A 24,196-nucleotide genomic window follows, 5' to 3' on the forward strand; every position below is an offset into this window, starting at 1 on the left:
TTTACGTTGCGGTGACATTCCGGATCATTTTATGTCCCTTTTAGGGAATGTTTGTGAATGGGTGTTGAATCTTTGCTGGAACCGTTGATTGTTTCGCGTAACCATACGGTTTGCTTGGTCGGGGGCGCAAGGGTCTCTGCGCAGGTTATTTCGTCTATTTTACCGATAGTTGATCAATTTGTTGCCGTTGACAGTGGGGCTGACCACTTGCTCGCAGCGGGGATCACGCCTGCGGTGGTGGTCGGTGACCTCGACAGTATTTCTGATCACGCCCGTGCCACATTTGCTGGGCGGCTTCACCCTATCGCAGAGCAATCCACGACAGATTTCGAAAAAGCGCTAAGCCGTGTAGAGGCGCCAATGGTCATTGCTCTGGGCTTTACCGGGGGGCGCATGGATCATGTCTTGGCGGTTTTGAACGTGCTAGCACGCTATCAATCGCGGGCGATAATTTTGCTTGATGACACCGACCTTTGCTTTGTGGCACGGGCCGGCGAAACACGGATTGCGCCGCCGGTGGGCACGCGCATGTCTTTGATGCCGCTTGCAGCGTGCCGGGTGACCGCGACGGGGTTGCGCTGGTCGTTTTCGGATCAAGATATGCAACCAACTGGGTTTATCAGCTCCTCAAACGAGGTTGCGGGTCCGATCACCGTGCAGACCGATGGGCCGTTGCTGATTACGATGCCGGCGGCGCTTTTGTCGCTTGCACAGAAAGCCGCCCTTCGCGAATAATCACATAAAGCCCTGCGGCCATTGTGATGAAAATTCCGATTGTTGCCAGCCCGTTCGGCAGATCAGCAAAGACGGCCCAACCAATGGCCGTGCCAAAGGGGATTTCCAGATATTGCATTGGCGCAAGCGTTGAGGCGGGTGCAAAACGCAGGCTCCAGGTCATGAACAAATGCGCCAAAGTGCCGATGACGCCAAGAACAAGAAGCATGGCGATTGCTCCGCTGTCCAACGCAGTGATTTCGGCGGACTTAAACATAATAACAGGAAACAAAAGGGCGCAGGCCTGCAGGCCGCTTATGGCTTGCAGCTTCACCGCGTCGATCTGTTGCGCGATTTTGCGGGTGACCATCATAAAAAGCGCGAAGACAAGGGCGACACCCAAAGGCAGCAACGCAGGCGGCCCGACCTCTACGAAATTTGGCTGAATCACGAGCAAGGTTCCAATGAACCCAATCATACAGGCGATCATGCGGTGTTTTCCAACGACTTCACCCATCACAAAATGACCTAAAATCAACATGATAAAGGGCATCACAAAGGCGATGGCAAGCGCATCAGCGAGCGGTAAATAGCGCAAGGCACTGAACATCAGCCCGATCCCAGCGATATGCAGCGCGGTGCGCAGTAGGGTCCAATGCAGCGTCCCCTTGGGGAGCGTAAAGCCCATACCGCTGTGCCAGACGAGCGGCGCAAGTAAGATTGCCTGTACCGCAAAGCGCACAAAGACAAGCATGTTCAGCGACACTGTTCCGCCAAGCAGTTTCGCCATGCTGTCCCCAAGTGGGGCCAGAACGCAAAACGCCAGCATCAACATGATTCCTAGAAATGGGCGATCAGCAGTTTGGGACATTCACAGCCAAACCGCCAAGCGCAGTTTCTTTATATTTTTCAGACATATCCACGCCAGTCTGGCGCATGGTTTCGACGGCCACATCTAGCGACACAAGATGCTTACCATCCCCGCGCAAGGCGAGCGATGCGGCGGACACAGCTTTGATCGCGCCCAGCCCATTGCGTTCAATGCAGGGCACTTGCACAAGACCTTTGACCGGGTCGCAGGTCATCCCAAGGTGATGTTCCAGCGCGATTTCAGCAGCGTTTTCGATCTGTTCCGGGCTGCCGCCCATCACAGCGGCCAGTCCTGCCGCAGCCATTGCGGCGGCACTGCCGACCTCGGCCTGACAGCCACATTCCGCACCCGAGATCGAGGCGTTGAATTTGATCAACCCGCCAATTGCCGCCGCCGTTAGCAAAAATTCGGGCACGCGCGTGCTGGTCGCGCCCGGAACATGATCCAACCAATAGCGGATCGTCGCAGGTACGACGCCTGCGGCACCGTTTGTCGGGGCCGTGACGACCTGACCGCCCGCTGCGTTTTCTTCGTTCACGGCCATTGCGTAGGTCGACATATAGTCGTTTATCGTATGTGGGGCGGTCAGGTTCATCCCGCGTTCCGCCATCAACGCGTCATAAATACCCTTTGCGCGGCGGCGCACGTTCAGACCACCGGGCAGGGTGCCTTCGTTGGTCAGCCCACGGTCAATGCAGTTGTTCATGACCTCCCAAACCCGGTCAAGACCCCGATCTAGGTCAGCGCCCGATATGCGCGACATTTCATTCGCGCGCTTCATTTGGGCAATGGATTTTCCAGATGTTTGGGCCATTTGCATCATCGCGTCTGCGCTGTGGAATGGAAAGGGCACGGGCGGGCCATCGTCTGTGTCTTTGCCTGCCGCAAGCTCCGCATCCGTAAGAATAAAACCGCCCCCAATTGAATAGTAAGTCACTTGGGTAAGTATATCGCCCTGTGCGTCAGTTCCGGCCAAAACCATCCCATTTGCGTGACCGGGAAGTGCGGGGCCATAATCAAAAATAAGGTTCTCTTTGTGGTGGAACTGTAAGGTGCCAAGCCCTTCTGGCTGCACATTATTTTCTTTCTTAATCCGCGTCAGCTCGGCCTCGGCTTTATCTGCGTCATAATCATCCGCCCGAAACCCCGCGAGCCCAAGGATGACCGCGCGGTCAGTCGCATGGCCGACGCCCGTGAACGCGAGACTGCCGTGCAGCGATGCGTGTAAACCAGCGACCTTAAATGGTTGCGCGCGCAGGTGGTCAAGGAACCGGGCCGCGGCGACCATCGGTCCAATCGTATGTGACGACGAAGGGCCAACACCCACCTTGAACATATCAAAGACGGATAAGAACATTAGAGCGCACTTCCTTCGGGGGGCACACAGGGGAATGGGGCAGAGATCGGGGTTAATCCCAGCCCTTCGGATTTAGCGGCTGTGATCACTGCGGGGCGGGTCTCTATGCGTTTTGCGAAAGCCTGCAGATTGGGCCAGCGGGACAGGTCGAACCAGTCGGTTGACCCACCATATAGCGCGGACCACCGCAGCATTGGGGCCAGATAGCAGCCATGAATCGATGGGACATCAGCGTCACGCCACGGAGTCGTGGAGGCATTTTCCAGAAGATCAAGCTGCGCAATCAGCCGCGTCCGGGTCACAACGCGCAATTTTTCTGGGTCGTCGGCCCCGTATTGATCGGGGTAGAACAGCATACGCAGGGTGCCGTGCAATGTGTTCGACAGCCAAAACAACCATTGGAGCGCGGGCACGCGGGCAGGGCTATCTTGTGGCGGTATCATCATTTGCGTGCGGTCCGCCAGCCAAAGTAAAATCGCGGCTGTTTCGAACATCGGACCATCCGGTGTTTCAAGAACAGGGATTAAACCATTTGGATTCATTGACAAAAACTGCGCTGACTTTTGCGCATTTTGCCGGCGGTCTACCAATATTGGGTCGAACGTCAGGCCCATTTCAAGCAACGCAATACGCAGACAAAGCGATGCGTTATCGGGGGCATAGTGAAGGCGAAATTCGGAGTTCATGCGCAAACCCTAGCGTATGATTTTGCCCGACGCGGCCCAAATGCGACACCTTGGCTCAAAAAACGTAGCAAACCTTGGAATAATAACGGCAAATGGGTCTCGCGCCCGGGCCGTATCTTGCCTATACCATCGGAGGGAATTTGAGGGAATGTAAAGATGGCTAGTGAATTGTCACCGATTGATCGGGCAAAATTTCTCGCGGCAAAGCAAGCAACGGAATATGTCGAAACCGGCATGAAGGTGGGTCTGGGTACCGGATCAACTGCGGCTTGGTTGGTGCAATGTCTTGGTGAAATGGTCCGCGAGGACGGGCTAAAAATCAAAGGCGTCCCAACATCTACCCGCACCGCAAAATTGGCGCGCAAGGTTGGGATCGAAGTTGTAACGCTTGATGAGGCCAAATGGCTGGACGTCACCATCGATGGAGCTGACGAATATGACAACGACCTGACCCTGATTAAGGGCGGCGGGGGGGCGCATCTGCAAGAGAAAGTCGTTGCGACTGCAAGCGACCGGATGATCGTCATCGCGGATGCTAGCAAAAAGGTCGATACGCTGGGTGCTTTTCCGCTCCCGGTTGAGGTGATCCCTTTTGGTGCGCAGATCACGAAAAAATTGATCGAAGAAACACTGATCAACATGGATGTGCTCGGGCGCGAAATTACACAGCGCATGAATGGTGATGCCCCGTTCGTTTCTGACGAAGGTAATTTCATTTTTGACCTGCACCTGAAACGCATCGGAAACCCCCAACAATTGAGCCTCGCGCTCAACCAAATTCCGGGTCTGGTTGAAAACGGTCTTTTCATTGATATCTGTGACGTCGTGATCATTGGCTATGGCGACGGGCGCGTTGATGTGCGCGACATGGACAATGATGGCGAAGAGGTTGTGCGGTTTGACCTGCGCGACGATGATAATATTTTTGCCGATTTGGATGACTAATATCCTCGGATGACGAATGGAGACTAAAATGACGTTTGATTATGACCTGTTTGTCATCGGTGGTGGATCGGGCGGCGTGCGCGCTGGTCGTGTCGCCGCGGCCCAAGGCGCGAAGGTCGCTTTGGCCGAAGAATTCCGCATGGGCGGGACCTGTGTGATCCGTGGCTGCGTGCCGAAAAAACTGATGGTATTTGCATCTGGCTATTCTGAAATGTTCGAGGATGCGCGCGCCTATGGCTGGGATTTGACCGCAGGTGGTTTCGATTGGTCGCGCTTTCGCGGTAAATTGGACGCAGAGCTGAACCGCCTTGAAGGCATCTATCGCAAGTTGCTAAATGGCTCTGACGTTGAAATTTTTGACGCCCGGGCGACGATCAAAGATGCGCATACGGTCACCCTATCAACTGGGCGCGATATCACCGCAAAACATATCTTGATCGCTACAGGTGGCCGCCCTGTTGTGCCAGATATGCCAGGTTCGGAGCATGGGATTACGTCAAACGAAATATTCAACCTTGATGAGATGCCAAAATCGATCTTGATCGTTGGTGGCGGGTATATCGCGTCTGAATTCGCAGGCATCTTGAATGGACTTGGCGTGAAGGTGACGCAATTCTATCGCGGCGAACAGATTTTGCGTGGATTCGACGGCGAGGCCCGCGGGCTTGTCGCTGATGGGATGCGCGCCAAGGGCGTTGATTTGCATCTAGGGACGAATATTGTCGAAATGGAAAAACGCGACGCTGGGTTTTGGGTCAAGGCTACTTGCGGTGGCGAAACCATGTATGACCAAGTCATGTTCGCAACGGGCCGTGCGCCGAACTCGGACAATCTTGGACTTGAGAATGTTGGCGTCGAATTGGGCCGCAAAGGCGAGATCATCGTCGATAAGTTCAGCCAAACCAAAGTGCCGTCAATCTTTGCCATTGGGGATGTGACAGACCGTGTGCAACTGACCCCTGTCGCAATCCGCGAGGCGATGGCCTTTGTTGAAACTGTGTTTAAAGGCAATCCAACGGCGGCGGATCACGACCTAATCCCATCCGCCGTGTTTACGCAGCCAGAACTAGGCACAATCGGTCTAAGCGAAGAAGAAGCCGCCGAAAAAGGCCCGATTGAGGTGTATTGTTCGTCGTTTAAGCCGATGAACCATAGCTTTGCGGGCCGCGAAGATCGCGTTTTGATGAAACTGATCGTCTGTGCTGACACCCGTAAAGTGCTTGGATGTCATATCGTCGCTGATCATGCCGGCGAAATGATCCAACTGGCAGGTATCGCCGTAAAGATGGGGGCGACGAAAGAAGATTTTGATCGTACAGTTGCCGTCCACCCAACAATGGCCGAAGAGCTGGTGACAATGAAAGAACCCGTCCGCACTGCTTGATTTTGCAGTTTTTGGGCACACATGGCATAAGATAGCCCAGCACGATGGGTCATGAATAAAGGAAGCTGAGATACAAGATGGCAGGAAATTCAGGTGGCCCATGGGGCGGCGGCGGAAACAATGGCGGCAGCGATGACGAAGATCGCAACCGCAATGACGGGCGCAAACCCGGCAACGACGCGGGAATCCCCGAAATTGATGAGCTGGTGAATAAAGGCCGCGAACAATTGCGCGTTCTCATGGGCGGCCGTGGTGACAACGGCGGCAACCGTCCTGCTGGCAGTGGTAGCGGCGGCGAAGGCCCCGAAATAACCCGTGGTATGGTTGCTCTGGGTATCTTTGGCGCAGCCGCGCTTTGGCTGTTTGCCTCAACTTATACCGTCAAACCTGAAGAAAAATCGATTGAACTGTTTCTAGGGGAATTCACCCAAGTTGGTGAACCGGGCCTGAACTTTGCGCCTTGGCCCATTGTGAAATACGAAATTGTTCCCGTGACCGAAGAAAGACGGATTGCGATTGGCACGTCAAGCAGCGGCCAAGAAGCAGGTTTCATGCTGACAGGCGATGAAAACATTGTTGATGTTGATTTCCAAGTTGTTTGGAATGTCGACAACCCTGCCGATTTCAAATTTACGCTCGAAGATCCAGAGGCCACCATCCGTGCGGTCTCGGAATCAGCGATGCGCGAAATCATCGCACAGTCAGAATTGACGCCAATCTTGAACACGAACCGTGGTCAAATTAGTGAACAGCTTGAATTGCTGATCCAGCAAACACTTACCGAATATGAAAGTGGCGTAAATATTGTGCGGGTCAACCTCAACAAAACCCAAGCACCTGATATCGCTGTTGAAGTCACTGACCTTAACGGCGCAGTTTCAATGCGGTCACCGTTTGATGCGTTCAGCGAAGTCCAGAACGCCGAACAAGAAGGCGAACGTCTACAAAACGTTGCCGACGCTTATGCGAACCGTGTTGTCGCCGAAGCGCGTGGTGAAGCCGCGCAAATCGTTGAACAGGCTGAAGGTTATCGTGCAGAGGTCGTCAACAACGCGCTTGGTGAAGCATCGCGGTTTACAGCCGTACTGGAACAATACCAACTGGCGCCCGAGGTAACCCGTAAGCGAATTTATCTGGAAACGCTTGAACAGGTCATCGGCGGTGTTGATATGATTTTGCTTGATGAAAACGAAGGTGGCGGGCAAGGCGTTGTTCCTTATCTCCCGCTGAATGAAATCCGCCGCTCAGGAGGGTCAAACTAATGAAACGGTCCATTTTTATTCTCCCTGTGTTGGCTGTCTTATTGCTGATCGGTCTGTCTTCAATGTTCATCGTTGATGAGCGTGAAAAGAAACTGGTGCTGCGTTTTGGTCGCGTTGTTGCTGTGCATGAAGATCCAGGGCTGGCGTTTAAATTCCCCCTGCTGGACGAAGTCGTGCCCTATAGCGACCTTATCTTGTCGCGTGACCCGGCACCCATTCGCCTGATTCCACAAGATAACCGCCCTCTCATCGTGGACGCCTTCGCGCGTTACCGTATCGCGGACGTTACCAAGTTCCGGCAAGCTGTCGGTTCTGGCGGGCAGGCCAGCGCGGAACGGTCGCTAGATACCATTCTTGACGATAGTATCCGTGAAGTTTTGGGGTCGGTCACATCAAATGACATTTTGTCAGTCGATCGGGTGACGTTGATGAACCGAATTCGGGACCGGACCAACACGCGGGCAGAAAACCTTGGGTTGACGATCATTGATGTGCGCCTCAAACGCACAGATCTTCCTGACGAAAACCAAAAGGCAACTTTTGCCCGTATGATCGCGGAACGTGACGAAGAAGCTGCCGATTTGCGCGCCCGTGGCCGTGAAGCGCAACAGCGTATTCAGGCCTCTGCTGATCGTACAGCGGTTGAACTTAGCTCTGAAGCGCGCCGGATGGCACTTGTTACCCGTGGTGAGGCAGACGCGGAACGCAACCGTATTTTCGCCGAAGCTTTTGGCGCGGACCCAGAATTTTTTGAGTTCTACCGTTCTATGACGGCGTATCAGACGGCGCTGCAAGGTGGGAATACGACCATGGTGCTTTCACCTGACAATGCATTCTTTAACTATCTGAAGTCAGATACTGGGAATGTGGTTGCTGAATAGCGCAACGCATTTCGTTTAAAGTTTGAAAGGGTCAGCCGCAACGCTGACCCTTTTTTTACAAATAATGCGCGAAAGATCACAAGCAGGTGACATAGTTTGTGTTGAATGTTTTCCCTGCATTGGCGCAGTATAGTATATAGAATTGCGCTGACGCGCGCCCGTTAACAGATGAGGAGTTAACACAGTGAAATCTAAGGCAATCGCACTCCAGCAAGATCACGGCCAAGCGCGCCGTCTGTTTATGGCAGGTTTTGCTATGCTCACATTGGCAGTGCTGTTCGTATTGGGCCAAATCTCTGCCGTGCAGGCCCAAGAACGTCCTGCAACATTTGCAGATCTGGCCGAACAGATTAGCCCGTCAGTGGTCAATATCACGACTTCGACAGTCATTGCTGGCCGGACAGGGCCGGGTGATCTGTTGCCCGAAGGGTCCCCATTTGAGGATTTCTTTAACGATCTTGATCGGGGTCCGGATGGCGGCGCGCAGCGCTCGTCTGCGTTGGGATCAGGTTTTGTGATCTCGTCGGATGGCTACATCGTCACCAACAACCACGTGATCGAGGACGCGGATGAGATCTTGATTGAGTTCTTCCCCGGTGGCGAAGAAGGTGTACCTGCTGAACTGATCGGCACTGATCCAAACACAGATATCGCAGTGCTTAAAGTTGATCTCGAAGATTTACCATATGTGCAATTCGGCGACAGCAACGCGGTTGGTGCACGTGTTGGCGATTGGGTGATGGCAATGGGTAACCCGTTGGGGCAGGGGTTCTCTGTCTCTGCTGGGATTGTGTCCGCACGTAACCGTTCGCTGCAAGGCACCTATGATGATTACATCCAGACGGATGCGGCGATTAACCGTGGGAACTCTGGTGGTCCATTGTTCAATATGGACGGTGACGTTGTTGGCGTGAACACGGCGATCTTGTCACCCAATGGGGGATCTATCGGGATCGGCTTTGCGATGTCATCTGCTGTCGTGGAAAACGTTGTCGATCAATTGATCGAATTTGGCGAAACCCGTCGCGGCTGGTTGGGTGTACGCATCCAAGACGTCACGCCTGATATGATTGATGCGATTGACGGGCTTGAAGTGGCGCGCGGCGCTTTGGTTACAGATGTGCCGCCTGGCCCTGCTGAAGACGCTGAAATGCTGGCTGGTGATGTGATCGTTAACTTTGATGGCGTTGCAATCGAAGACACCCGCGAATTGGTTCGCATCGTTGGTAATTCGCCTGTCGGCAAAGAAGTGCCTGTGACAGTGTTGCGCAATGGTGAATTGGATGAATTGACTGTGGTACTTGGTCGCCGCGAAACATCCGAAGCAGTGGCATTCCCAGCGTCAACTGAAGAGCCTGAAATCGCCCCCGAAGATGCCGAAATTTTGGGTCTGGTGTTGTCACCTGTGACGCCGGAGCTGTCCGATCAGTTCGGTTTGGATATCGCTGAAGGTCTCGTGATCACGGCGATCAACCCAAGCTCTGAAGCGGCATCAAAAGGGTTGCTTGAAGGCGATGTCATTACCGAAGCGGGGCAACAGCCTGTAACGGCGATCACCGATCTTGAAAGCCGTATCCAAGAGGCGAAAGATGGCGGGCGCAAATCGTTACTGATGCTTGTGCGTCGCGGCGGCGATCCGCGCTTTGTCGCGCTGCCGCTCGACGAGTAAACGAAACAACCACTCACGAAAAAAGGCGGGCCGCATGATATGCGGCCCGCCTTTTTTTATGTTTCGTTTTGCGGCAACTCGTCGCCAATGTCGTAATAGTCGCCTTTTTCGCTGACATAGATATGCAGCGACAGCTTCATCTGGGTTGGGCTGTCAAATGCGCCCATGGCGACGGCCGTCCAATCTTGGAACACAGGGTCCCAAAACAAGGTTGACCCGCAGGTGTCGCAAAACCCGCGCCGAACCTTTTCAGAGGATTGATACCAGACAACATGTTCTGCGCCGGTGATTGTCAGCGCGTCGCGTGCAACATCCACCGACGCCCAATAGTGCCCAGATTGTTTGCGGCAGCTTGTGCAATGGCAGGCATTGCCTGTGGTGATGTCGGCGGCGATTTCAAATGAAATCGCCCCACACATGCAACTGCCACTGTGTGCCATGTCATGCCGCCTGCGGCATGTCGCGGCGGTTCCAGATGAGCAGCCCGATCACGATAGCGGCTGCAATCAGATGTGCCCAGATTGGTGCGGGCCAAATGCAAGCCGCACCGACAACCAGTAGCAACGCCCGAATAGGCAACCCGACAGGTTGTTCCATGCAGCCTTGCAAGGCTGCCGCGATCGCGTAAATCCCAACGACGCCGAAGGCAAAGATCATAACCATCACCCCCCAGTCGCCTGATAGAAACGGGGTATAAGCGATCATAAGCGGCACAATATAAAGCCCTTTGGCCAGCTTCCAACTCGCAAAGCCAGTCGCCATTGCTGGTGCCTTGGCGATGGCCGCCGCCGTAAAGGCGGCCAAGGCTACGGGGGGGGTGACGTTACTGTCTTGGGATAGCCAAAAGATGATCATGTGCGCCGAAAGCAGCGCGGCCATCGCCACTTCTTGCGGCACTACGAGATCGCGCAGGGGGGCTGCGACTTCAAGCGGCAAGGTCTTAATGATCGCGGCAGCCTCTGCGCCGGTCAACGGTCCGGCAAGCACCGATGGATCGGGAATGCCAAACATCAATATCGCATTGCCTGCGTCGCCCAATGTGCCGGCCGCTAGTGCTTCGATCACGAAGCGGTCGCTAATCATCCCAGCAAGCGCAGGGGCTGATAACGTGGCCAGCACGATATAGGCCGCCGTTACAGGCAACCCCATGCCCAGTACAAGGCTGGCGATAGCGACCAAGACGATGGCGACAAGCAGGTTCCCACCCGCCCAATTGGAAATCATGAGACTGAATGTGTTGCCTATTCCCGCGGTCGCAATCACGTTCACAACCAGACCAACGGCGCACAGCAACACAGCCGTCATAATCATACCTTTTGTGCCCATGATCATGGCCTCGGCGACAGCAGATGGCCCCATGCGGTTTTCGGTCAGCCAACTTGCGCCGACCACAGCCACGATGCCGTACACGGCTGCATAGGCAGGGGTGTACCCGGCCACCAACAAACCGATTAGCAAGCTAATAGGGAGGATAAAGCTCGCGCCACCCTTTTTGAAAGCCGAACCGAGTGTTTGGCCATCGTTTTCCATTGGCTTTAGACCCAAGCGGCGGGCTTCAATTCGGACGAAAAATGTGACCGATAGAAAATACAGCAATGCGGGGAGCGCAGCGACTGCAACGATGGTTTCATAAGGAATTTGCGTAAAGCTCGCCATCACAAAGGCGCCAGCCCCCATGATCGGCGGCATGAGTTGCCCCCCGGTGGATGAGGCGGCTTCGACCCCGCCTGCGAATTTGGCCGGAAACCCGGCCTTTTTCATCAGCGGAATTGTGATGACGCCCGTTGATGCCGTGTTCGCCACGGCTGAACCGGAAATTGTCCCTGTGAGGCCCGATGCGATGACAGCCACGATACCCGGCCCGCCAACCATGCGGCCTGCGACGGCCCGTGCAATATTGATCACAAAATCGCCCGCGCCTGAACGCAGCAAGAAGGCACCAAAGATGATGAACAAAAATACGTAAGTCGATGAAATCCGCGCGATTGTTCCAAACATCGCATCGTCACCATAGATCGACCGAAACGCGATTGATTCCCATTTCAGGCCCGGAAATGAAAATACGCCGCCGATATATTTGCCCCAGAACCCGATGTAGGTCAGTGCCGCAATAATGAGAATCGGAATGACCCAACCGGTCAGCCGGCGTGTTAATTCAATGGCACCAATCACGCAAATACCGGCTGCAATCCAATCCAATGTCACAAATTTGACGCCGCGTTCGTGAACACCTTGCTCGGCATAGGGCAGATAGATCGCAGATGCGGCGATTAACAGGCCAAAGCACAGGTCAAACGCCAGAAGGCCGAGGCTGCGGGTTTTGCCTGCGATCATCGGATGCAGCACAGCTGCCAGAAATGCGAAGCCAGCAAAGTGATAGGCATTGCGTTGTGTTTCAGAGATGATCGGATCAAAGGCCACATAAATGTGGCCAACAGCGATCAAAAAACACAAGACAGAGAGGGCGATATTGGGCAGGCCAGTAAAGGCGCGCTGCGCCAAACCCTCGGCAGGGCGTTCATCGGACATGGGATTTCCTTAGAGACAATAATGGCCCGTTGTTTCCAGCGGGCCAAAAGAGAGTTTATTCTGCGATCAGGCGATCAGGGATTTCGACCCCAACCTCTTGATAGTAGCGCACCGCGCCAGCGTGCAGCGGCACGGGAAGACCAGCAATGGCTGATTCGATCGCCATCACTTTGGTTGCTGGGTGAATTGCCTGCAGGAAGGGCAGGTTTTCATAGATCGCTTTGGTGATCTGATAGACGTTTTCTTCGGGCAGGTCCGCGTGTGTAGCCAAGAAGTTTGGCTGAGCGATTGTATTCACGTCAGCCTCTTGCCCTGGATAAGTGCCCGCAGGGATCAAGTAAGGTGTCCACAATTCACGTCCCGCGTCTGCGGCAGCCAATTCTTCGTCAGTGAACGACAGCATCGTGACACTATCACCTGCGGCGGCCATCAATTGGCTGATTGCGCCTGTTGGCACGCCTGCGGGCGTGTTGATGCCTTTAACTTGACCGTTTTGCAGGGCTTCTGCTGATGGGCCGTAGCCGCCGTAAACCAGTTCGTATTCAGTGGTGATATCGACTCCAAGACCGGACATAAGTGCCGCGTTGGACCCGATGGTACCAGAATTTTGGCTACCCAAAGCGACGGCCTCGCCTTTCAGGGCAACCATGTCCGCCATCGTCCCCGTTGTAGCGGCATCCGAAGAAACCACAAACTGTTCGACGTTTTGCCACAGCATGGACACTGAGCGCAGGTGCTCTTGTGGACCAGCTTCTTCGAGCGGGCCGGTGCCGGATGCGGCGTAATATCCATAAAGACCCTGGAGAATCGCAAACTGTGCTTCGCCTTCTCGAATCAAACGGACATTTTCCGCAGACCCAGCAGAGCTGATCGCTGACATCCCAATTTTTTCGCTTGGTTCAAGTTTCACTTTGATCAATGTCGAAAGTGCGACCCCCACGGGGTAATAGGTTCCCCCGGTTGAAGCGGTTGCAAGGATATAGCTCGCCTCTTCGGCCTGAGCTGATGCTGCGGTAAAAACAAAACCTGCCGCAACTGCGGCTTTAAACAATGACATGATGTTCTCTCCCAAATTATGCGTCGCGGCCAACTGCGGACCGCGTCCGTCGTTAAGAAACTATGTCGCCACGATGGGGGCAAGCTGTTTATACAAAATACTTAAATTCTTAGTGATCGTAATGGCTTCATGTCGGATTTAGGTGCAAGGTGTGTGGAAAGCCGCACGCGCCGTGTGGTCATGTTTTAGGCACTTGGCGCTTGATTTGCGCTGGCGCAGCAATTCGAGCTGAATTAAAGTGAAGCAAAGCTGGAACATGCGCAAAGGACGACGGCAAAATGACAAAAATCACCTATGTTGAATATGGCGGCAAAGAGCACACCGTTGATGTGGCAAACGGGCTAAGCGTTATGGAAGGCGCGCGCGATAACGGCATTCCCGGCATAGAGGCTGACTGCGGCGGGGCCTGCGCCTGTTCGACCTGTCACGTCTATGTGGATGATGCATGGGTTGATAAGGTGCCGGCCAAGGACGGCATGGAAGAAGATATGCTTGATTTTGCCTATGAACCCGATGCGACTAAATCGCGTCTGACCTGCCAGATTAAGGTGACCGATGCACTGGACGGCCTACGCGTCCAAATGCCAGAAAAGCAAATCTGATGCGATTTTGCGCGCTTGCCTTGGCGCTTTGGCCCGTTAGTGCCGGCGCACAATCCATCACCGAAGCGGAATTCACTGATCCGACCACGCGCTATGCCCATGGTATCTTAGGTGACGCCGTAGAATGGGGCGGTCTAAGGTTTGTGGCGGATGGCGCAACCTATCAAATCACCCTGCCAAACACCCATGTTTTTGAGGATATCGCGCCGCGCCTTTGGGATATGACAGGCGACGGGTCACCTGAGATCGTTGTGATCGAAACGGAGATCGCGCGGGGTGCCGCGCTCGCGATTTATGGGGCGGAAGGCAAAATTGCACAGACGCCATATATTGGCCGCACGCACCGTTGGCTGTCTCCGATTGGGGCGGTGGATCTGGACGGTGATGGCGCAATTGAGGTCGCTTACATCGACCGCCCCCATCTGGCAAAAACATTGCGGATTTGGCGATTTGAGGACGGTGGTTTGACCCATGTGCATGACCTGCCGGGGCTGACCAATCACCGCATTGGCGAGGATAACATCGCGGGCGGCTTACGTGATTGTGGGCAGGGTCCAGAAATGATCACCGCCAACGCCAATTGGACCCGTATCATCGCCACAGTCTATGTGGGTGGGCGCAGCCAATCACGCGATATCGGACCGCATGTTGATCGCAGTTCCTTTGCCAGTGCATTGGCCTGTGAATTTTAGGTCAATACCACCAAAAGCAATGTCATTTCAGTGATCTGCTGGGTTGCCCCTAGAATATCGCCGGTTTGTCCGCCGATCTTTGTGCGCGCGATGAGCCCGCAAGCCAACACCGCAAAAGGTGCCACGACAATCATTGCGAATTGCCCCAGTAATGCAGCAATCAGCACCGCGATCGCGATGGTGACCCATGCGGTCGCGGCAGTTGGGCGGCCGACGCTTTTGCTCAGCCCGGTGTCGCGCGCGTTCTTCATCGCGGCCATCAACACAACCATCCCACCACGGCTAAGCACTGCAATGGCAACCAGCCCAGCCCAATAGATATCAAGCGCGATCAAAGCGCTCAATCCCAGCCAGCGGATCAGTAATGAAAGCGCCAGCGCAAGCACACCATAGGTTCCGATATGGCTGTCTTTCATGATCTCGAGCCTGCGCGCGCGATCCCAACCGCCCCAAAGCCCGTCGGCACTATCTGCTAACCCGTCCTCGTGCATGGCGCCGGTGATGATAATGTTCACGCCGATCACCAGTGCGGCGACGATCCCGATTGGCAGGCCGATCCAAGTGAAAGCCGAAACTGTCGCTGCTAGAATAATACCGATTAACGCACCTGCCAACGGATAGGCCCATGCCGCCGCCGCGCCGCGCGCGACGGCGCGCGTTTGTGACACAGGGACCGGCAGTCGGGTCAAAAGCCCCATTGCGGCAGGGAAATCCGCAACTTCGATCAATTTTTGGTCGCGATTGTTCATTCAGATGCCCTTTTGTCGTCTTTTCTTTGGTGGTGCGTGCGTTAGATAAGGGCGACAGTTCACATATCGAGGTTCCGATGCAAGCGCCCTTCACCACACTTTCCGAATTTCGCGACATTTTGGGCAAGGCCCCGCAGGCTGATGCCACAGCGACAGACGCGGCCCAAGACCGCAACGGGCAATTAACCAAACCGCCGGGCGCACTGGGGCGGCTAGAAGATTTGGCGATTTGGTATGCGGGTTGGCGCGGCAATCCTAAGCCACAGATAGACGCGCCGCAGGTGATTATTTTTGCCGGCAACCATGGCGTTTGCGCACAAGGTGTTTCGGCCTTTCCATCCGAAGTGACCGCACAGATGGTGGCAAATTTTGAACATGGCGGTGCCGCGATCAACCAGCTTTCCAAGGCATTTGGGGCCAGTATGCAGGTCCACGCGCTGTCACTGGACACGCCCACGGCTGATTTCACCCAAGGCCCCGCAATGACCGAGGCCGAAGTGGTCACCGCCCTGCAAATCGGCTGGATGGCGGTTGACCCTGTCAGCGATCTTTTGGTGACAGGTGAAATGGGCATCGGCAACACCACGTCTGCGGCCGCTTTGGCCGCCGCCGTCTTTGGCGGCGCTGCGGTTGATTGGGTTGGTCGCGGCACGGGCGTTGATGATGCGGGGCTGACGCGTAAGGCGGGCGTTGTTACCCAAGCGCTTGCGCTTTACAAAATGGATGATCCGCTAGAGGCATTGCGCTGCGTCGGTGGACGTGAATTGGCCGCGATGGCCGGTGCGATAGCGGCAGCACGCCACCATCGTATTCCTGTTATTTTGGATGGCTTTATCTGCTGTGCGGCAGCTGGTGTGCTTGCACAGACAAGCGAAGGCGCGCTTGATCACGCGGTCGCAGGGCACCAAAGCGCCGAAGGGGGCCATGCACGTCTTTTGGCCGCACTTGGCAAAGAGCCACTTTTGAACCTTGGCTTGCGGCTGGGCGAAGGATCGGGGGCTGCGTTGGCCATCGGCGTGTTGAAAGGCGCGATTGCCTGCCATTCGGGCATGGTCACATTCGCCGAAGCCGGCGTAAGCGGCGGCTAGTCTTCTTTATTCTCTTTGTTTTCGTTGGCCTGTTGGCGCGTGGCCAAAGCCGTCTCAAGACCTGCGTTCAGCTCGCGCGAGCGGGCCACGTAATCAGGCAGGTCAGCAACGGGCACGCCGGGTTTCCAGAAGTTAGCAAGTTCACGCATGGTCGTGCGGTCGTGGTGGTAGAATGTCTGCTCGGCCTCTGCGGCTTCAAATTCGCTGAGCCCAAGGTTTTCAAGCGCGTAACGCCCTGCGCGCAGTGAGCTGTCAAACATTTCACGCACGATATCATTCGCGCCCGCGTCATAAAGTTCATACACATGCACCCGGTCACGTGCGCGCGCGACAATGTGCAAGTCCGGCCGGGCCTTGCGGGCATAGGCGACCAATTTCGTGGCTGAGGCTTTGTTATCGATCGCGACCACCAGAACACGGGCATCGTCAAACCCGGCAGCGCTGAGCAAATCAGGACGGGTCGGATCACCAAAGAACCCGCGAAACCCAAATTTGCGCATCATTTGTACGGTTTGCAGGTTGCTGTCGATCACCACGGTCTTAAAGCCCGCGCTTTGCACCAAACGGTTCACAATCTGGCCAAACCGCCCGATCCCCGCGATAATCACGGTGCCTTGTTCGTCAACCTCATCATGTTGCGGATCGTCGGGGTCGGTCATCGTGCGGCTGAGCAGATCGTAGACGATGAACAACAGCGGTGTGATCAGCATCGACAGTGCAATCACCAGCAGCAGCTGCCCGGCCAACCCATCAGACATCACCCCTTGCTGCGATGAAAATGACACGAGCACAAAACCAAATTCACCCGCTTGCGCGAGCCCTAAGGTAAACAGCCATTGGTCTTTGCCCTTCAGTTTGAACAAGCGCCCAAGCCCGTAAAGGATGATCCCTTTGATCGCCATCACACCAAGGGTCAGCGCCAAAATATACATCGGCTCTGCAAAAAAGAGGTTAAAGTTGATCCCAGCCCCGACAGTGATGAAAAACAGCCCCAAGAGCAGCCCTTTGAACGGCTCAAGATCGCTTTCCAACTCGTGCCGAAATTCAGAGTTGGCAAGCACCACACCCGCCAAGAACGTCCCCAAAGCAGGCGATAACCCAACCATCCCCATCAAAACCGCGATGGAGACAACCAGCAGCAAAGCCAAAGCCGTGTACATTTCGCGCAACCGCGCATGGTGAATATAGCGAAACACGGGGCGCGTCAGGAAAACCCCTGCTAAAATAATCGCAGCAACAGCGCCAATGGTCACCAATGTCACGCCCCAACCGGGCAGCCCTTCGACAAGGCTGATCGCACCATGGTCATGTGCATCGTCGGTCGCGATATGCATGGACCCATCCGGCGCAAACGTCATGACTGCGGGCGCGGCTAGCAGCGGCAAAAGCGCCAGCATCGGGATTACAGCGATATCTTGGGTCAAAAGCACAGAAAATGTTGACCGCCCGCCGCCCGTTTGCATCAGCTTTTTCTCGGTCAGTGTTTGCAAAACGATTGCGGTTGATGACAGCGCAAAGACCATCCCAATCGCAAGCGAGGTGGCCCAATCATAGCCAAGCGCCATGCTTACGCCCATCACCGCAAGCATTGTCAAAACAACCTGCAACCCGCCCAATCCGATCAGCCGTTTGCGCATGTCCCATAGGGTGCGCGGTTCTAATTCTAACCCGATCAAAAACAGCATCATCACGACGCCAAATTCTGCAAAATGCTGGATATCCTGCGATTCAGTCCCGACCAACCCGGTCACCGGGCCAATGACGATCCCAGCAAGCAAATAACCCAAGACTGATCCCAGACCCAGCCGCGCGGCAAGCGGGACCGCAATGACAGCGGCGCCTAGGTAGATCGTGGCCTGAAGAAGAAAGTTTTCCATGCCATCAGATATGGCGATACGCATTTGAATACGCAACGCGAGATGTTGTCACGTGGACTATTTTTAAAGATTTAGGCCAGAGAGCGCTGCCTGACATTGGTTTCTATCACGCGCCGGGATAATGTGTGGGCAGGCCGTTGTAGGCGGCGCGTGGCGAAAGCGAAAGGGTGTCTTTTGAAACAGACAAATAAGCTGCCCTTGGGCCGCGATATACAGACAAAATCTTTGTTGTCGCGTGGGCTGAATGCGCAACGTGCAGGGGATCGTTTGGGGGCTGAGCAGGCCTATAAATTAGTCTTGCAGCGCAATCCAAAACAACCAGATGCGCTGAACCTTATGGGATTGCTTGCACTTGAAGGCGGCAACACCGCTGCGGCTACGAAAAGTTTACGCAATGCAGTGAAATACGCGCCGCGCCAGCCAATGTATCTGCTGAACCTCGCCAATGCGCAGCTTTTGGATGGTAAGCCCGAACTGGCAAGATCAAGCATTCAAAAATCGATCCGCTTGCAGTCCGATATTGCGAAGCCTTGGGTTGTCCTGGGGCGGATCGAACTGGCTTTGGGACAGCAGCATCGCGCGCTAGACGCATTTGAAAAGGCGCTCCGGCTTGATCCCGAAAGTATCGTTTTGGCAATGGAACGGGCGGATGTGCTTGTCGCATTAGGCCGCATGGATGAGGCCGCAAAGGTATACCGAACAGCCATTGCCGCTGATGTGCGCAAAGTGGTGGCGATGATCAGCCTTGGCTACACAACGGTATTTACCCCTGATGATCCGATCCCTGCGCAGATGGTTGCGCTATTAGAGACTGAGGATATGCCGCCCAAAGCGCGGCGCGCGTTGCGCTATGCTGCGGGTAAGGCCTTGGTTGACCAAAATAAATATGACGCAGGGTTTGCACAGTTCCTTGCGAGCAAACAAGAAGACGCGGAACGCTTTCCTCTGGACCAGCATTTGGCGATATTTGAGAGAATAAAGGAAAGGTTCAGCGCAGCGTTTTTCCAGTCGATGCATGGGCTAGGGCATCCGTCGTCTCGCCCTGTGTTCATTGTTGGCATGCCACGTTCGGGCACGACATTGGTCGAACAAATCTTGGCCAGCCATGGGCAAATGGCTGGGGCGGGGGAATTGCCGGACATACGTATCCTGGCCCGAGAGCTAGGGTTTGGGAATCAAAATACAGATAAGTTTTATCGCAATCTGGCGTCCCTGTCTGAAACGCAGATACGCAAATTGGCGGCGCGGTACCTTGCGACACTGAAACGACATAGCCGTGATGCGGTCTTTGTCGTTGACAAGATGCCCCACAACTTCGAACTACTCGGGTTCATCGCAATTCTCTTTCCAAATGCGAAAATCATTCACTGCAAACGCGACCCGATGGATACTTGCGTGTCGTGTTTTACCCAGCTGTTTACCGATGAACACGGGTATAATCAGGATTTGGCCACGTTGGGGCGCTACTACCGGGCTTACGACGATTTGATGGCGCATTGGCACGCGGTGCTACCCGGACGCATTTACGACTGCAATTACGAGAAGATAATCGAAGATCAAGCCACGGCATCGCGGACGCTGATCGACTGGATCGGGGTGCCGTGGGACGACGCGTGTCTGGCGTTCCACACAACCGAACGACTGGTCCACACCCCGTCGCGGTGGCAAGTGCGCCAGCCGATTTATAAAACCTCGCTGCGCCGCTCGCAAAAATTTGCAGATCATTTGCAGCCTTTGCGGGTTGCCTTGGGGCCGCTTGCGCCGGATGACGCTGCCAGTTAACTGCCGGGCACTTCAAGCACCACAGTGCGGCCACGTTTTACGTAGTTTAGCACGCCATCCCCAATCGCTGTGACTTGACCGCCATCAAGATCACTACCCACTTCGACATGTACGTAACGCCCATTGCCAAGCCGGACGAGCGCACGTGGCGCATTGGGGCGTCCGTAAATCCCAATAAGGTTTAAATCGCGTAACCGGATTGCATCCTCTTGTGTTGCGGCCACGGCCACGCCACCGGGCACGGGGGCGTAGTTTTGCGGCGCCACTGTTGCCGCAGCTGCCGGTGCTGCGGCGGGCGCTGGCTGTGCGGCTTGGCGTTCGCGCGCGGCGGCAACGACAGTTGCAAAGTTGCGTGGGCGGGCGGTTGGACGCAGCGATGTGCCAACGGCTTGCGGGGTCATTTCGATGAAGGGCTGACTGCCATCTTCGGCGATGATCCCCTCTAAAATGGCTGTGATATCAGGCGTGCTTGGGTCAGCGATTGGGGCCGGCGGTACCAAACCATCGGGGCGTGTGCGTGGACGGGCGGTTCCCTCTGGCGGCGCAAAGGTCGCGAAATTTGTCGGCTCAGATTGCAGCCCATCGAGCCCAACCGCGCCTGCGGTGGCCGTGCTGTCGTCTGCTTCCTCTGGCTGTGTTGCAATGTCGTCGGGCCGTGTTGGTGGCACGATATCGGGGCTGCCCAAGATGACGACCACACCCTCAGGCACATCCGAAAGAACAGCCATGCGTGCCAATTGTTCTTCGGTTAGTTCTGGTCGTTCCCGCAGCGTGAGATCCGGAAGCCCGGCATAAACAATGGCCCCTTCTGGGGTCACGGTACCTTCGGTGGTTGGGACGATGCGGCCGTTTTCATCAATGTTAAAAACAACATCGGCAGCAGGCGGGTTTGCAGGCGCAAGGAAACTAAGCTCAGGCGCCATGCCATCATCATCGAGGCCTTCCGGCTGGGGCGCACGTGCTCCCGCGGTAATGAAAGCGGGCAGTGTGACCGCGACATCTTGCGGGACGCGGGGTGTGTCAAACAGACGTGGGGCGCGTTGCCAAACACCTGTTGCCTCATATGCGGCCTGCGCTTCGGCGGGGCTAAGGACTTGACCGCGCGGTTCGGCCGCTGCGAGCGGAGCGCGTGGCGTCTCTTGCTGCGCAGAAGCCGTATCAAGTTGCGGCGGGAGGCCAGTGCTGGCCGCGACAATTATGGCAGGTGCGTCAGGGATTGTCGGGGCGGTGTCCGCAGCAGGAATAACAACTGATGCCGGGCCCGTCGCGGGTGGCGCCATACGCAAGATATTAACCACTGGCACAACTGGCCCGACCTCGGTGGTAGTCACAGGTTCAATTGCACTGGGGGCCTCTTCGACGGTCGCCTCTGTTGTGATGGTTAGCGTTTGCGGGGTAATCGGTGCATCTGGCGCGGTCCCGCCCGATTGTGACCATGCAAAGACAGCAGCTGCGGCGACGCTCGCGGCCAGACCAAGCACCACAGCCGGCGCTTTCTTCCGGGTGTGCGGTTGTGGGGTGGATTGCGGTTTTGTTGCCGTCAGCGAAGCCGCAGCGGCGGGTGCGGATATCGTTGGTGCGATTGCCGTTAGCACAGGCTTTGCGGAAGCCTTGGTCGCAGGGTGATATTCTGCGATGATCAAATTCATGCCGCTGATATCAGCGTAGACGGGGCTTTGCGCGATAACAGGACGCGCCGCCACGACCGTTGCTTCTTTGGGGGGCGCGTCATCTACGACGACCTCAGTGGCGCGCGGAGGTTGGTATTCTGGCACAATGCGGTCAACCCAAAGGATCGTTTCGGATGGTTCAACAGGCGTAGAAACCGGCGGTGCACTTGGGACTGCGGACGCGGGGGGGGCTGCGGGCGCGTCTGGCGCTGCGTATTCCGGAAGAATGCGGTCGATCCAAACAGTGGCCGGATCAGGTTCCGCAGGGGTATCGACGGTTTCAACCTCTGTCAAAGCCCGTTCTGAATCAGCTTGGCGCACTGTTTGCGTGGGCAGATCAAGAGCCGTTTCAGCCTCTGCGATTCCATCGGGCAGCGTGTCCATGATCAGTAGACGCGATTTCACACGTGTGCCCACCTTCATCACGGGCAATCGGTCGCGTTCTACGGAAACGTCAGGCCCAAGGATTTGCGCGGCTTCAGATGTCGCGCCAAAGAAAACTTCTTTTTGGAAGGTGAACGGTTCCGGTACGGCAACAAAGGCAACCGGGTTAAATCGATGGGCGCTGGCGAAAGCTTCTGCTTCTTGCAATGTTTCGCGCGCAACTGCGGCGATATGGGTGCGCCCGCCAGAGCGTTCATAATCGATGACCAACTCGTTCAGGTCATATGGTGTCGCACCGTCAAGCGCGGCATGGATGTCATCAAGGTTGGTCCGGGTGGAATCAATGGCCACATACTTGATTTGATCCATTGGGATGATCAGTTTGGTCGTCAAGCCAATTGGCGCAATTTCGAGCGCCTTTGTCCGTAAACCAGCTAGCTTATCAACGAGATCGACATCGTCGATGGCGGCTGTGCCCACTTGTTTCCAGCCGCGTGTGACGCGGTGAAGTAGCTCGATTCCTTCGAATGATAGCGATAGGGCAAAATTTGTTGTCATAGGTGGAAACTAGCATATTGATGGTGGCGACAAAACGCGATTTGCCTTGCCGCCAAACCCTATAGCAACAACCCGCCCACGCCAAGGGCGCGGACGGGTTTGTGATGTGTCAGCTTGTCGCTTTTGTCAGCGCCTGATCAAGATCGGCAATCAGGTCTTTGGCGTCCTCGATCCCGATGGACAGCCGCACGATATTGGGCCCTGCGCCTGCCGCCTCTTGTTGTTCAGGGCTGAGCTGCCGGTGGGTGGTGCTGGCCGAATGAATAATCAAGCTGCGGGTGTCGCCTAAGTTCGCGACATGGCTAAAGATTTCAAGGCTATCAACCAGTTTCACACAGGCATCATAGCCGCCTTTGACCGCGATGGTGAACAAGGCACCGGCACCTTTGGGACAGATTTTTGGGACCAAATCCGCATATGGGGATCCGGGCAGGCCAGCATATGTCACATAGTCAACGCGCGGATCATCGTTGAGCCATTGCGCCAGCTTCTGCGCGTTTTCAACATGGCGCTCCATCCGCAAAGACAGGGTTTCAATCCCCATCAATGTGTAGTGCGCAGCTTGCGGGTTCATGGTCATACCCAGATCACGCAGCCCAATCGCAATTGAGTGGAAGGTAAAGGCCATCGGCCCCAAAGCTTCGGCAAAGGTGAGCCCGTGATAGGCGGGTTCCGGTTGGCTGAGTGAGGGGAATTTGTCGTTGGCCATCCAGTCGAATTTACCCGAATCCACAACGCACCCACCTGTGACCGTCCCATTGCCAGTCAGGTATTTGGTGGTCGAATGCACGACCAATGTTGCCCCATGCGCGATGGGGTTGCACAGATAAGGGGTCGCTGTGGTGTTATCTACGATTAGGGGAATGCCCGCGGCGTCTGAAATGGCAGATATCGCATCAAGATCACTGATATGGCCACCAGGGTTTGCAATCGCTTCGCAAAATACCGCACGCGTGTCGTCGTCAATCGCCGCAGCCACAGCGTCGTGATCATCAAAATCGACAAATTTTGCGGACCAACCGAAGCGTTTGATCGTCTGGCTGAACTGGGTGATCGTCCCGCCGTAAAGACGGCTAGAGGCGACAACATTGCGCCCCGGTCCCATCAAAGGAAACAACGCCATGATCTGGGCCGCGTGACCGGACGAGCAACAAACAGCGCCTGCGCCACCTTCGAGGGCTGCAATACGTGTTTGCAACGCGGCCACCGTCGGGTTGGTCAGACGGGAATAGATATAGCCGACCTCTTCGAGGTTAAACAATTTCGCCGCATGATCCGCATCACGAAATACATAGGCCGTTGTTTGGTAGATCGGCACCTGACGCGCGCCTGTTGCCGGATCAGGCTCTGCGCCTGCGTGGATTTGGAGCGTGTCGAACCCCAGTTGTTGACCGTCAGTCATGTCTCTCTCCCTTTGATAACGCGCTGCGTTTTGTGTA

At 55.4% G+C, this 24,196-nt stretch carries 20 protein-coding genes; 10 read left to right on the forward strand and 10 right to left on the reverse strand.

The annotated features are described in order from the left end of the window. Positions 1–57 precede the first annotated feature (57 nt). The gene (locus tag DS901_RS13235) at positions 58–735 is read left to right on the forward strand and encodes a thiamine diphosphokinase (RefSeq protein WP_113777405.1); all 678 of its coding nucleotides are present in this window, start codon (positions 58–60) and stop codon (positions 733–735) included. Here DS901_RS13235 and DS901_RS13240 read toward each other — a convergent pair. From DS901_RS13240 to DS901_RS13250, 3 genes are read right to left on the reverse strand one after another with little or no spacing between them, the layout of a single operon-like run. Further along, positions 680–1,585, reverse strand: a complete 906-nt coding sequence (locus DS901_RS13240) for a DMT family transporter (protein ID WP_113777406.1) — start codon at positions 1,583–1,585, stop codon at positions 680–682. The two genes, DS901_RS13235 and DS901_RS13240, sit on opposite strands and share 56 nt — an antisense overlap. Continuing rightward, positions 1,569–2,942, reverse strand: a complete 1,374-nt coding sequence (locus DS901_RS13245) for an L-serine ammonia-lyase (RefSeq protein ID WP_113777407.1) — start codon at positions 2,940–2,942, stop codon at positions 1,569–1,571. Before DS901_RS13245 ends, DS901_RS13240 begins: the two co-directional genes overlap by 17 nt. Beyond that, the gene (locus DS901_RS13250; protein ID WP_113777408.1) at positions 2,942–3,628 is read right to left on the reverse strand and encodes a glutathione S-transferase family protein; all 687 of its coding nucleotides are present in this window, start codon (positions 3,626–3,628) and stop codon (positions 2,942–2,944) included. The genes DS901_RS13245 and DS901_RS13250 overlap by 1 nt, the downstream gene beginning before the upstream one ends. 156 nt (positions 3,629–3,784) lie before the next feature. On the opposite strand from DS901_RS13250, the gene rpiA reads away from it, so the two are divergent. The 5 genes from rpiA (at position 3,785) to DS901_RS13275 (ending at position 9,769) form a co-directional block, all read left to right on the forward strand. After that, on the forward strand, positions 3,785–4,573 hold the full coding sequence (gene rpiA / locus DS901_RS13255; RefSeq protein ID WP_113777409.1) for a ribose-5-phosphate isomerase RpiA: 789 nt from the start codon (positions 3,785–3,787) through the stop codon (positions 4,571–4,573). Between the two features lie 28 nt (positions 4,574–4,601). After that, positions 4,602–5,957 (forward strand): glutathione-disulfide reductase, encoded by a 1,356-nt coding sequence (gor, locus tag DS901_RS13260; protein ID WP_113777446.1) that lies wholly within the window; start codon positions 4,602–4,604, stop codon positions 5,955–5,957. A 77-nt stretch (positions 5,958–6,034) separates the two neighbouring features. After that, positions 6,035–7,219 carry an FtsH protease activity modulator HflK gene (gene hflK / locus DS901_RS13265; protein ID WP_113777410.1) on the forward strand — a complete coding sequence of 395 codons (1,185 nt, stop codon included), beginning with the start codon at positions 6,035–6,037 and terminating at the stop codon, positions 7,217–7,219. After that, positions 7,219–8,100 (forward strand): protease modulator HflC, encoded by an 882-nt coding sequence (gene hflC, locus DS901_RS13270; protein ID WP_113777411.1) that lies wholly within the window; start codon positions 7,219–7,221, stop codon positions 8,098–8,100. The genes hflK and hflC overlap by 1 nt, the downstream gene beginning before the upstream one ends. A 241-nt stretch (positions 8,101–8,341) precedes the next feature. Continuing rightward, positions 8,342–9,769, forward strand: a complete 1,428-nt coding sequence (locus DS901_RS13275) for a Do family serine endopeptidase (protein ID WP_113777447.1) — start codon at positions 8,342–8,344, stop codon at positions 9,767–9,769. A 56-nt stretch (positions 9,770–9,825) separates the two neighbouring features. Here DS901_RS13275 and DS901_RS13280 read toward each other — a convergent pair whose 3' ends face one another. Genes DS901_RS13280 through DS901_RS13290 form a run of 3 tightly spaced genes read right to left on the reverse strand, consistent with a single transcriptional unit; the run spans position 9,826 to position 13,355 of the window. Then, the gene (locus DS901_RS13280) at positions 9,826–10,209 is read right to left on the reverse strand and encodes a GFA family protein (RefSeq protein ID WP_113777412.1); all 384 of its coding nucleotides are present in this window, start codon (positions 10,207–10,209) and stop codon (positions 9,826–9,828) included. A 1-nt stretch (position 10,210) separates the two neighbouring features. Then, positions 10,211–12,298, reverse strand: coding sequence for a TRAP transporter permease (locus DS901_RS13285; protein ID WP_113777413.1), 2,088 nt, complete (start codon positions 12,296–12,298; stop codon positions 10,211–10,213). A 55-nt stretch (positions 12,299–12,353) separates the two neighbouring features. After that, positions 12,354–13,355, reverse strand: coding sequence for a TAXI family TRAP transporter solute-binding subunit (locus tag DS901_RS13290; protein WP_113777414.1), 1,002 nt, complete (start codon positions 13,353–13,355; stop codon positions 12,354–12,356). Between the two features lie 278 nt (positions 13,356–13,633). Between DS901_RS13290 and DS901_RS13295 the strand changes: the two genes are divergently transcribed. Continuing rightward, positions 13,634–13,957 carry a 2Fe-2S iron-sulfur cluster-binding protein gene (locus DS901_RS13295; RefSeq protein WP_113777415.1) on the forward strand — a complete coding sequence of 108 codons (324 nt, stop codon included), beginning with the start codon at positions 13,634–13,636 and terminating at the stop codon, positions 13,955–13,957. Beyond that, positions 13,957–14,649: an FG-GAP repeat domain-containing protein gene (locus tag DS901_RS13300; RefSeq protein WP_113777416.1), complete on the forward strand. Its 693-nt coding sequence runs from the start codon at positions 13,957–13,959 to the stop codon at positions 14,647–14,649. The genes DS901_RS13295 and DS901_RS13300 overlap by 1 nt, the downstream gene beginning before the upstream one ends. Here DS901_RS13300 and cobS read toward each other — a convergent pair. Next, on the reverse strand, positions 14,646–15,398 hold the full coding sequence (gene cobS, locus DS901_RS13305) for an adenosylcobinamide-GDP ribazoletransferase (RefSeq protein ID WP_113777417.1): 753 nt from the start codon (positions 15,396–15,398) through the stop codon (positions 14,646–14,648). The genes DS901_RS13300 and cobS overlap by 4 nt on opposite strands. Before the next feature lie 77 nt (positions 15,399–15,475). Here cobS and cobT point away from each other — a divergent pair, with 77 nt between their 5' ends. Continuing rightward, positions 15,476–16,486 carry a nicotinate-nucleotide--dimethylbenzimidazole phosphoribosyltransferase gene (gene cobT / locus DS901_RS13310; RefSeq protein WP_113777418.1) on the forward strand — a complete coding sequence of 337 codons (1,011 nt, stop codon included), beginning with the start codon at positions 15,476–15,478 and terminating at the stop codon, positions 16,484–16,486. Here cobT and DS901_RS13315 read toward each other — a convergent pair. After that, positions 16,483–18,363: a monovalent cation:proton antiporter-2 (CPA2) family protein gene (locus DS901_RS13315; RefSeq protein WP_113777448.1), complete on the reverse strand. Its 1,881-nt coding sequence runs from the start codon at positions 18,361–18,363 to the stop codon at positions 16,483–16,485. The genes cobT and DS901_RS13315 overlap by 4 nt on opposite strands. A 174-nt stretch (positions 18,364–18,537) precedes the next feature. Here DS901_RS13315 and DS901_RS13320 point away from each other — a divergent pair, with 174 nt between their 5' ends. Next, complete coding sequence (locus tag DS901_RS13320) at positions 18,538–20,145, forward strand: tetratricopeptide repeat-containing sulfotransferase family protein (protein ID WP_147249932.1); 1,608 nt, start codon at positions 18,538–18,540, stop codon at positions 20,143–20,145. Here the strand turns inward: DS901_RS13320 and DS901_RS13325 are convergent. Both DS901_RS13325 and DS901_RS13330 read right to left on the reverse strand, forming a co-directional pair. Continuing rightward, on the reverse strand, positions 20,142–22,757 hold the full coding sequence (locus DS901_RS13325; RefSeq protein WP_113777420.1) for a hypothetical protein: 2,616 nt from the start codon (positions 22,755–22,757) through the stop codon (positions 20,142–20,144). The two genes, DS901_RS13320 and DS901_RS13325, sit on opposite strands and share 4 nt — an antisense overlap. 109 nt (positions 22,758–22,866) lie before the next feature. Continuing rightward, complete coding sequence (locus tag DS901_RS13330; protein WP_113777421.1) at positions 22,867–24,159, reverse strand: O-acetylhomoserine aminocarboxypropyltransferase/cysteine synthase family protein; 1,293 nt, start codon at positions 24,157–24,159, stop codon at positions 22,867–22,869. Between the last annotated feature and the right edge of the window lie 37 nt (positions 24,160–24,196).

Origin of the sequence: Loktanella sp. D2R18, from assembly GCF_003318235.1 — a bacterium.
Taxonomy (GTDB): domain Bacteria; phylum Pseudomonadota; class Alphaproteobacteria; order Rhodobacterales; family Rhodobacteraceae; genus Yoonia.

Excerpts from the sequence above, each read along its gene's own strand:
- DS901_RS13235 (WP_113777405.1), top strand. The coding sequence starts at position 58 with ATGGGTGTTGAATCTTTGCTGGAACCGTTGATTGTTTCGCGTAACCAT.
- DS901_RS13240 (WP_113777406.1), bottom strand. The coding sequence starts at position 1,585 with ATGTCCCAAACTGCTGATCGCCCATTTCTAGGAATCATGTTGATGCTG.
- DS901_RS13245 (WP_113777407.1), bottom strand. The coding sequence starts at position 2,942 with ATGTTCTTATCCGTCTTTGATATGTTCAAGGTGGGTGTTGGCCCTTCG.
- DS901_RS13250 (WP_113777408.1), bottom strand. The coding sequence starts at position 3,628 with ATGAACTCCGAATTTCGCCTTCACTATGCCCCCGATAACGCATCGCTT.
- rpiA (WP_113777409.1), top strand. The coding sequence starts at position 3,785 with ATGGCTAGTGAATTGTCACCGATTGATCGGGCAAAATTTCTCGCGGCA.
- gor (WP_113777446.1), top strand. The coding sequence starts at position 4,602 with ATGACGTTTGATTATGACCTGTTTGTCATCGGTGGTGGATCGGGCGGC.
- hflK (WP_113777410.1), top strand. The coding sequence starts at position 6,035 with ATGGCAGGAAATTCAGGTGGCCCATGGGGCGGCGGCGGAAACAATGGC.
- hflC (WP_113777411.1), top strand. The coding sequence starts at position 7,219 with ATGAAACGGTCCATTTTTATTCTCCCTGTGTTGGCTGTCTTATTGCTG.
- DS901_RS13275 (WP_113777447.1), top strand. The coding sequence starts at position 8,342 with ATGGCAGGTTTTGCTATGCTCACATTGGCAGTGCTGTTCGTATTGGGC.
- DS901_RS13280 (WP_113777412.1), bottom strand. The coding sequence starts at position 10,209 with ATGGCACACAGTGGCAGTTGCATGTGTGGGGCGATTTCATTTGAAATC.
- DS901_RS13285 (WP_113777413.1), bottom strand. The coding sequence starts at position 12,298 with ATGTCCGATGAACGCCCTGCCGAGGGTTTGGCGCAGCGCGCCTTTACT.
- DS901_RS13290 (WP_113777414.1), bottom strand. The coding sequence starts at position 13,355 with ATGTCATTGTTTAAAGCCGCAGTTGCGGCAGGTTTTGTTTTTACCGCA.
- DS901_RS13295 (WP_113777415.1), top strand. The coding sequence starts at position 13,634 with ATGACAAAAATCACCTATGTTGAATATGGCGGCAAAGAGCACACCGTT.
- DS901_RS13300 (WP_113777416.1), top strand. The coding sequence starts at position 13,957 with ATGCGATTTTGCGCGCTTGCCTTGGCGCTTTGGCCCGTTAGTGCCGGC.
- cobS (WP_113777417.1), bottom strand. The coding sequence starts at position 15,398 with ATGAACAATCGCGACCAAAAATTGATCGAAGTTGCGGATTTCCCTGCC.
- cobT (WP_113777418.1), top strand. The coding sequence starts at position 15,476 with ATGCAAGCGCCCTTCACCACACTTTCCGAATTTCGCGACATTTTGGGC.
- DS901_RS13315 (WP_113777448.1), bottom strand. The coding sequence starts at position 18,363 with ATGGAAAACTTTCTTCTTCAGGCCACGATCTACCTAGGCGCCGCTGTC.
- DS901_RS13325 (WP_113777420.1), bottom strand. The coding sequence starts at position 22,757 with ATGACAACAAATTTTGCCCTATCGCTATCATTCGAAGGAATCGAGCTA.
- DS901_RS13330 (WP_113777421.1), bottom strand. The coding sequence starts at position 24,159 with ATGACTGACGGTCAACAACTGGGGTTCGACACGCTCCAAATCCACGCA.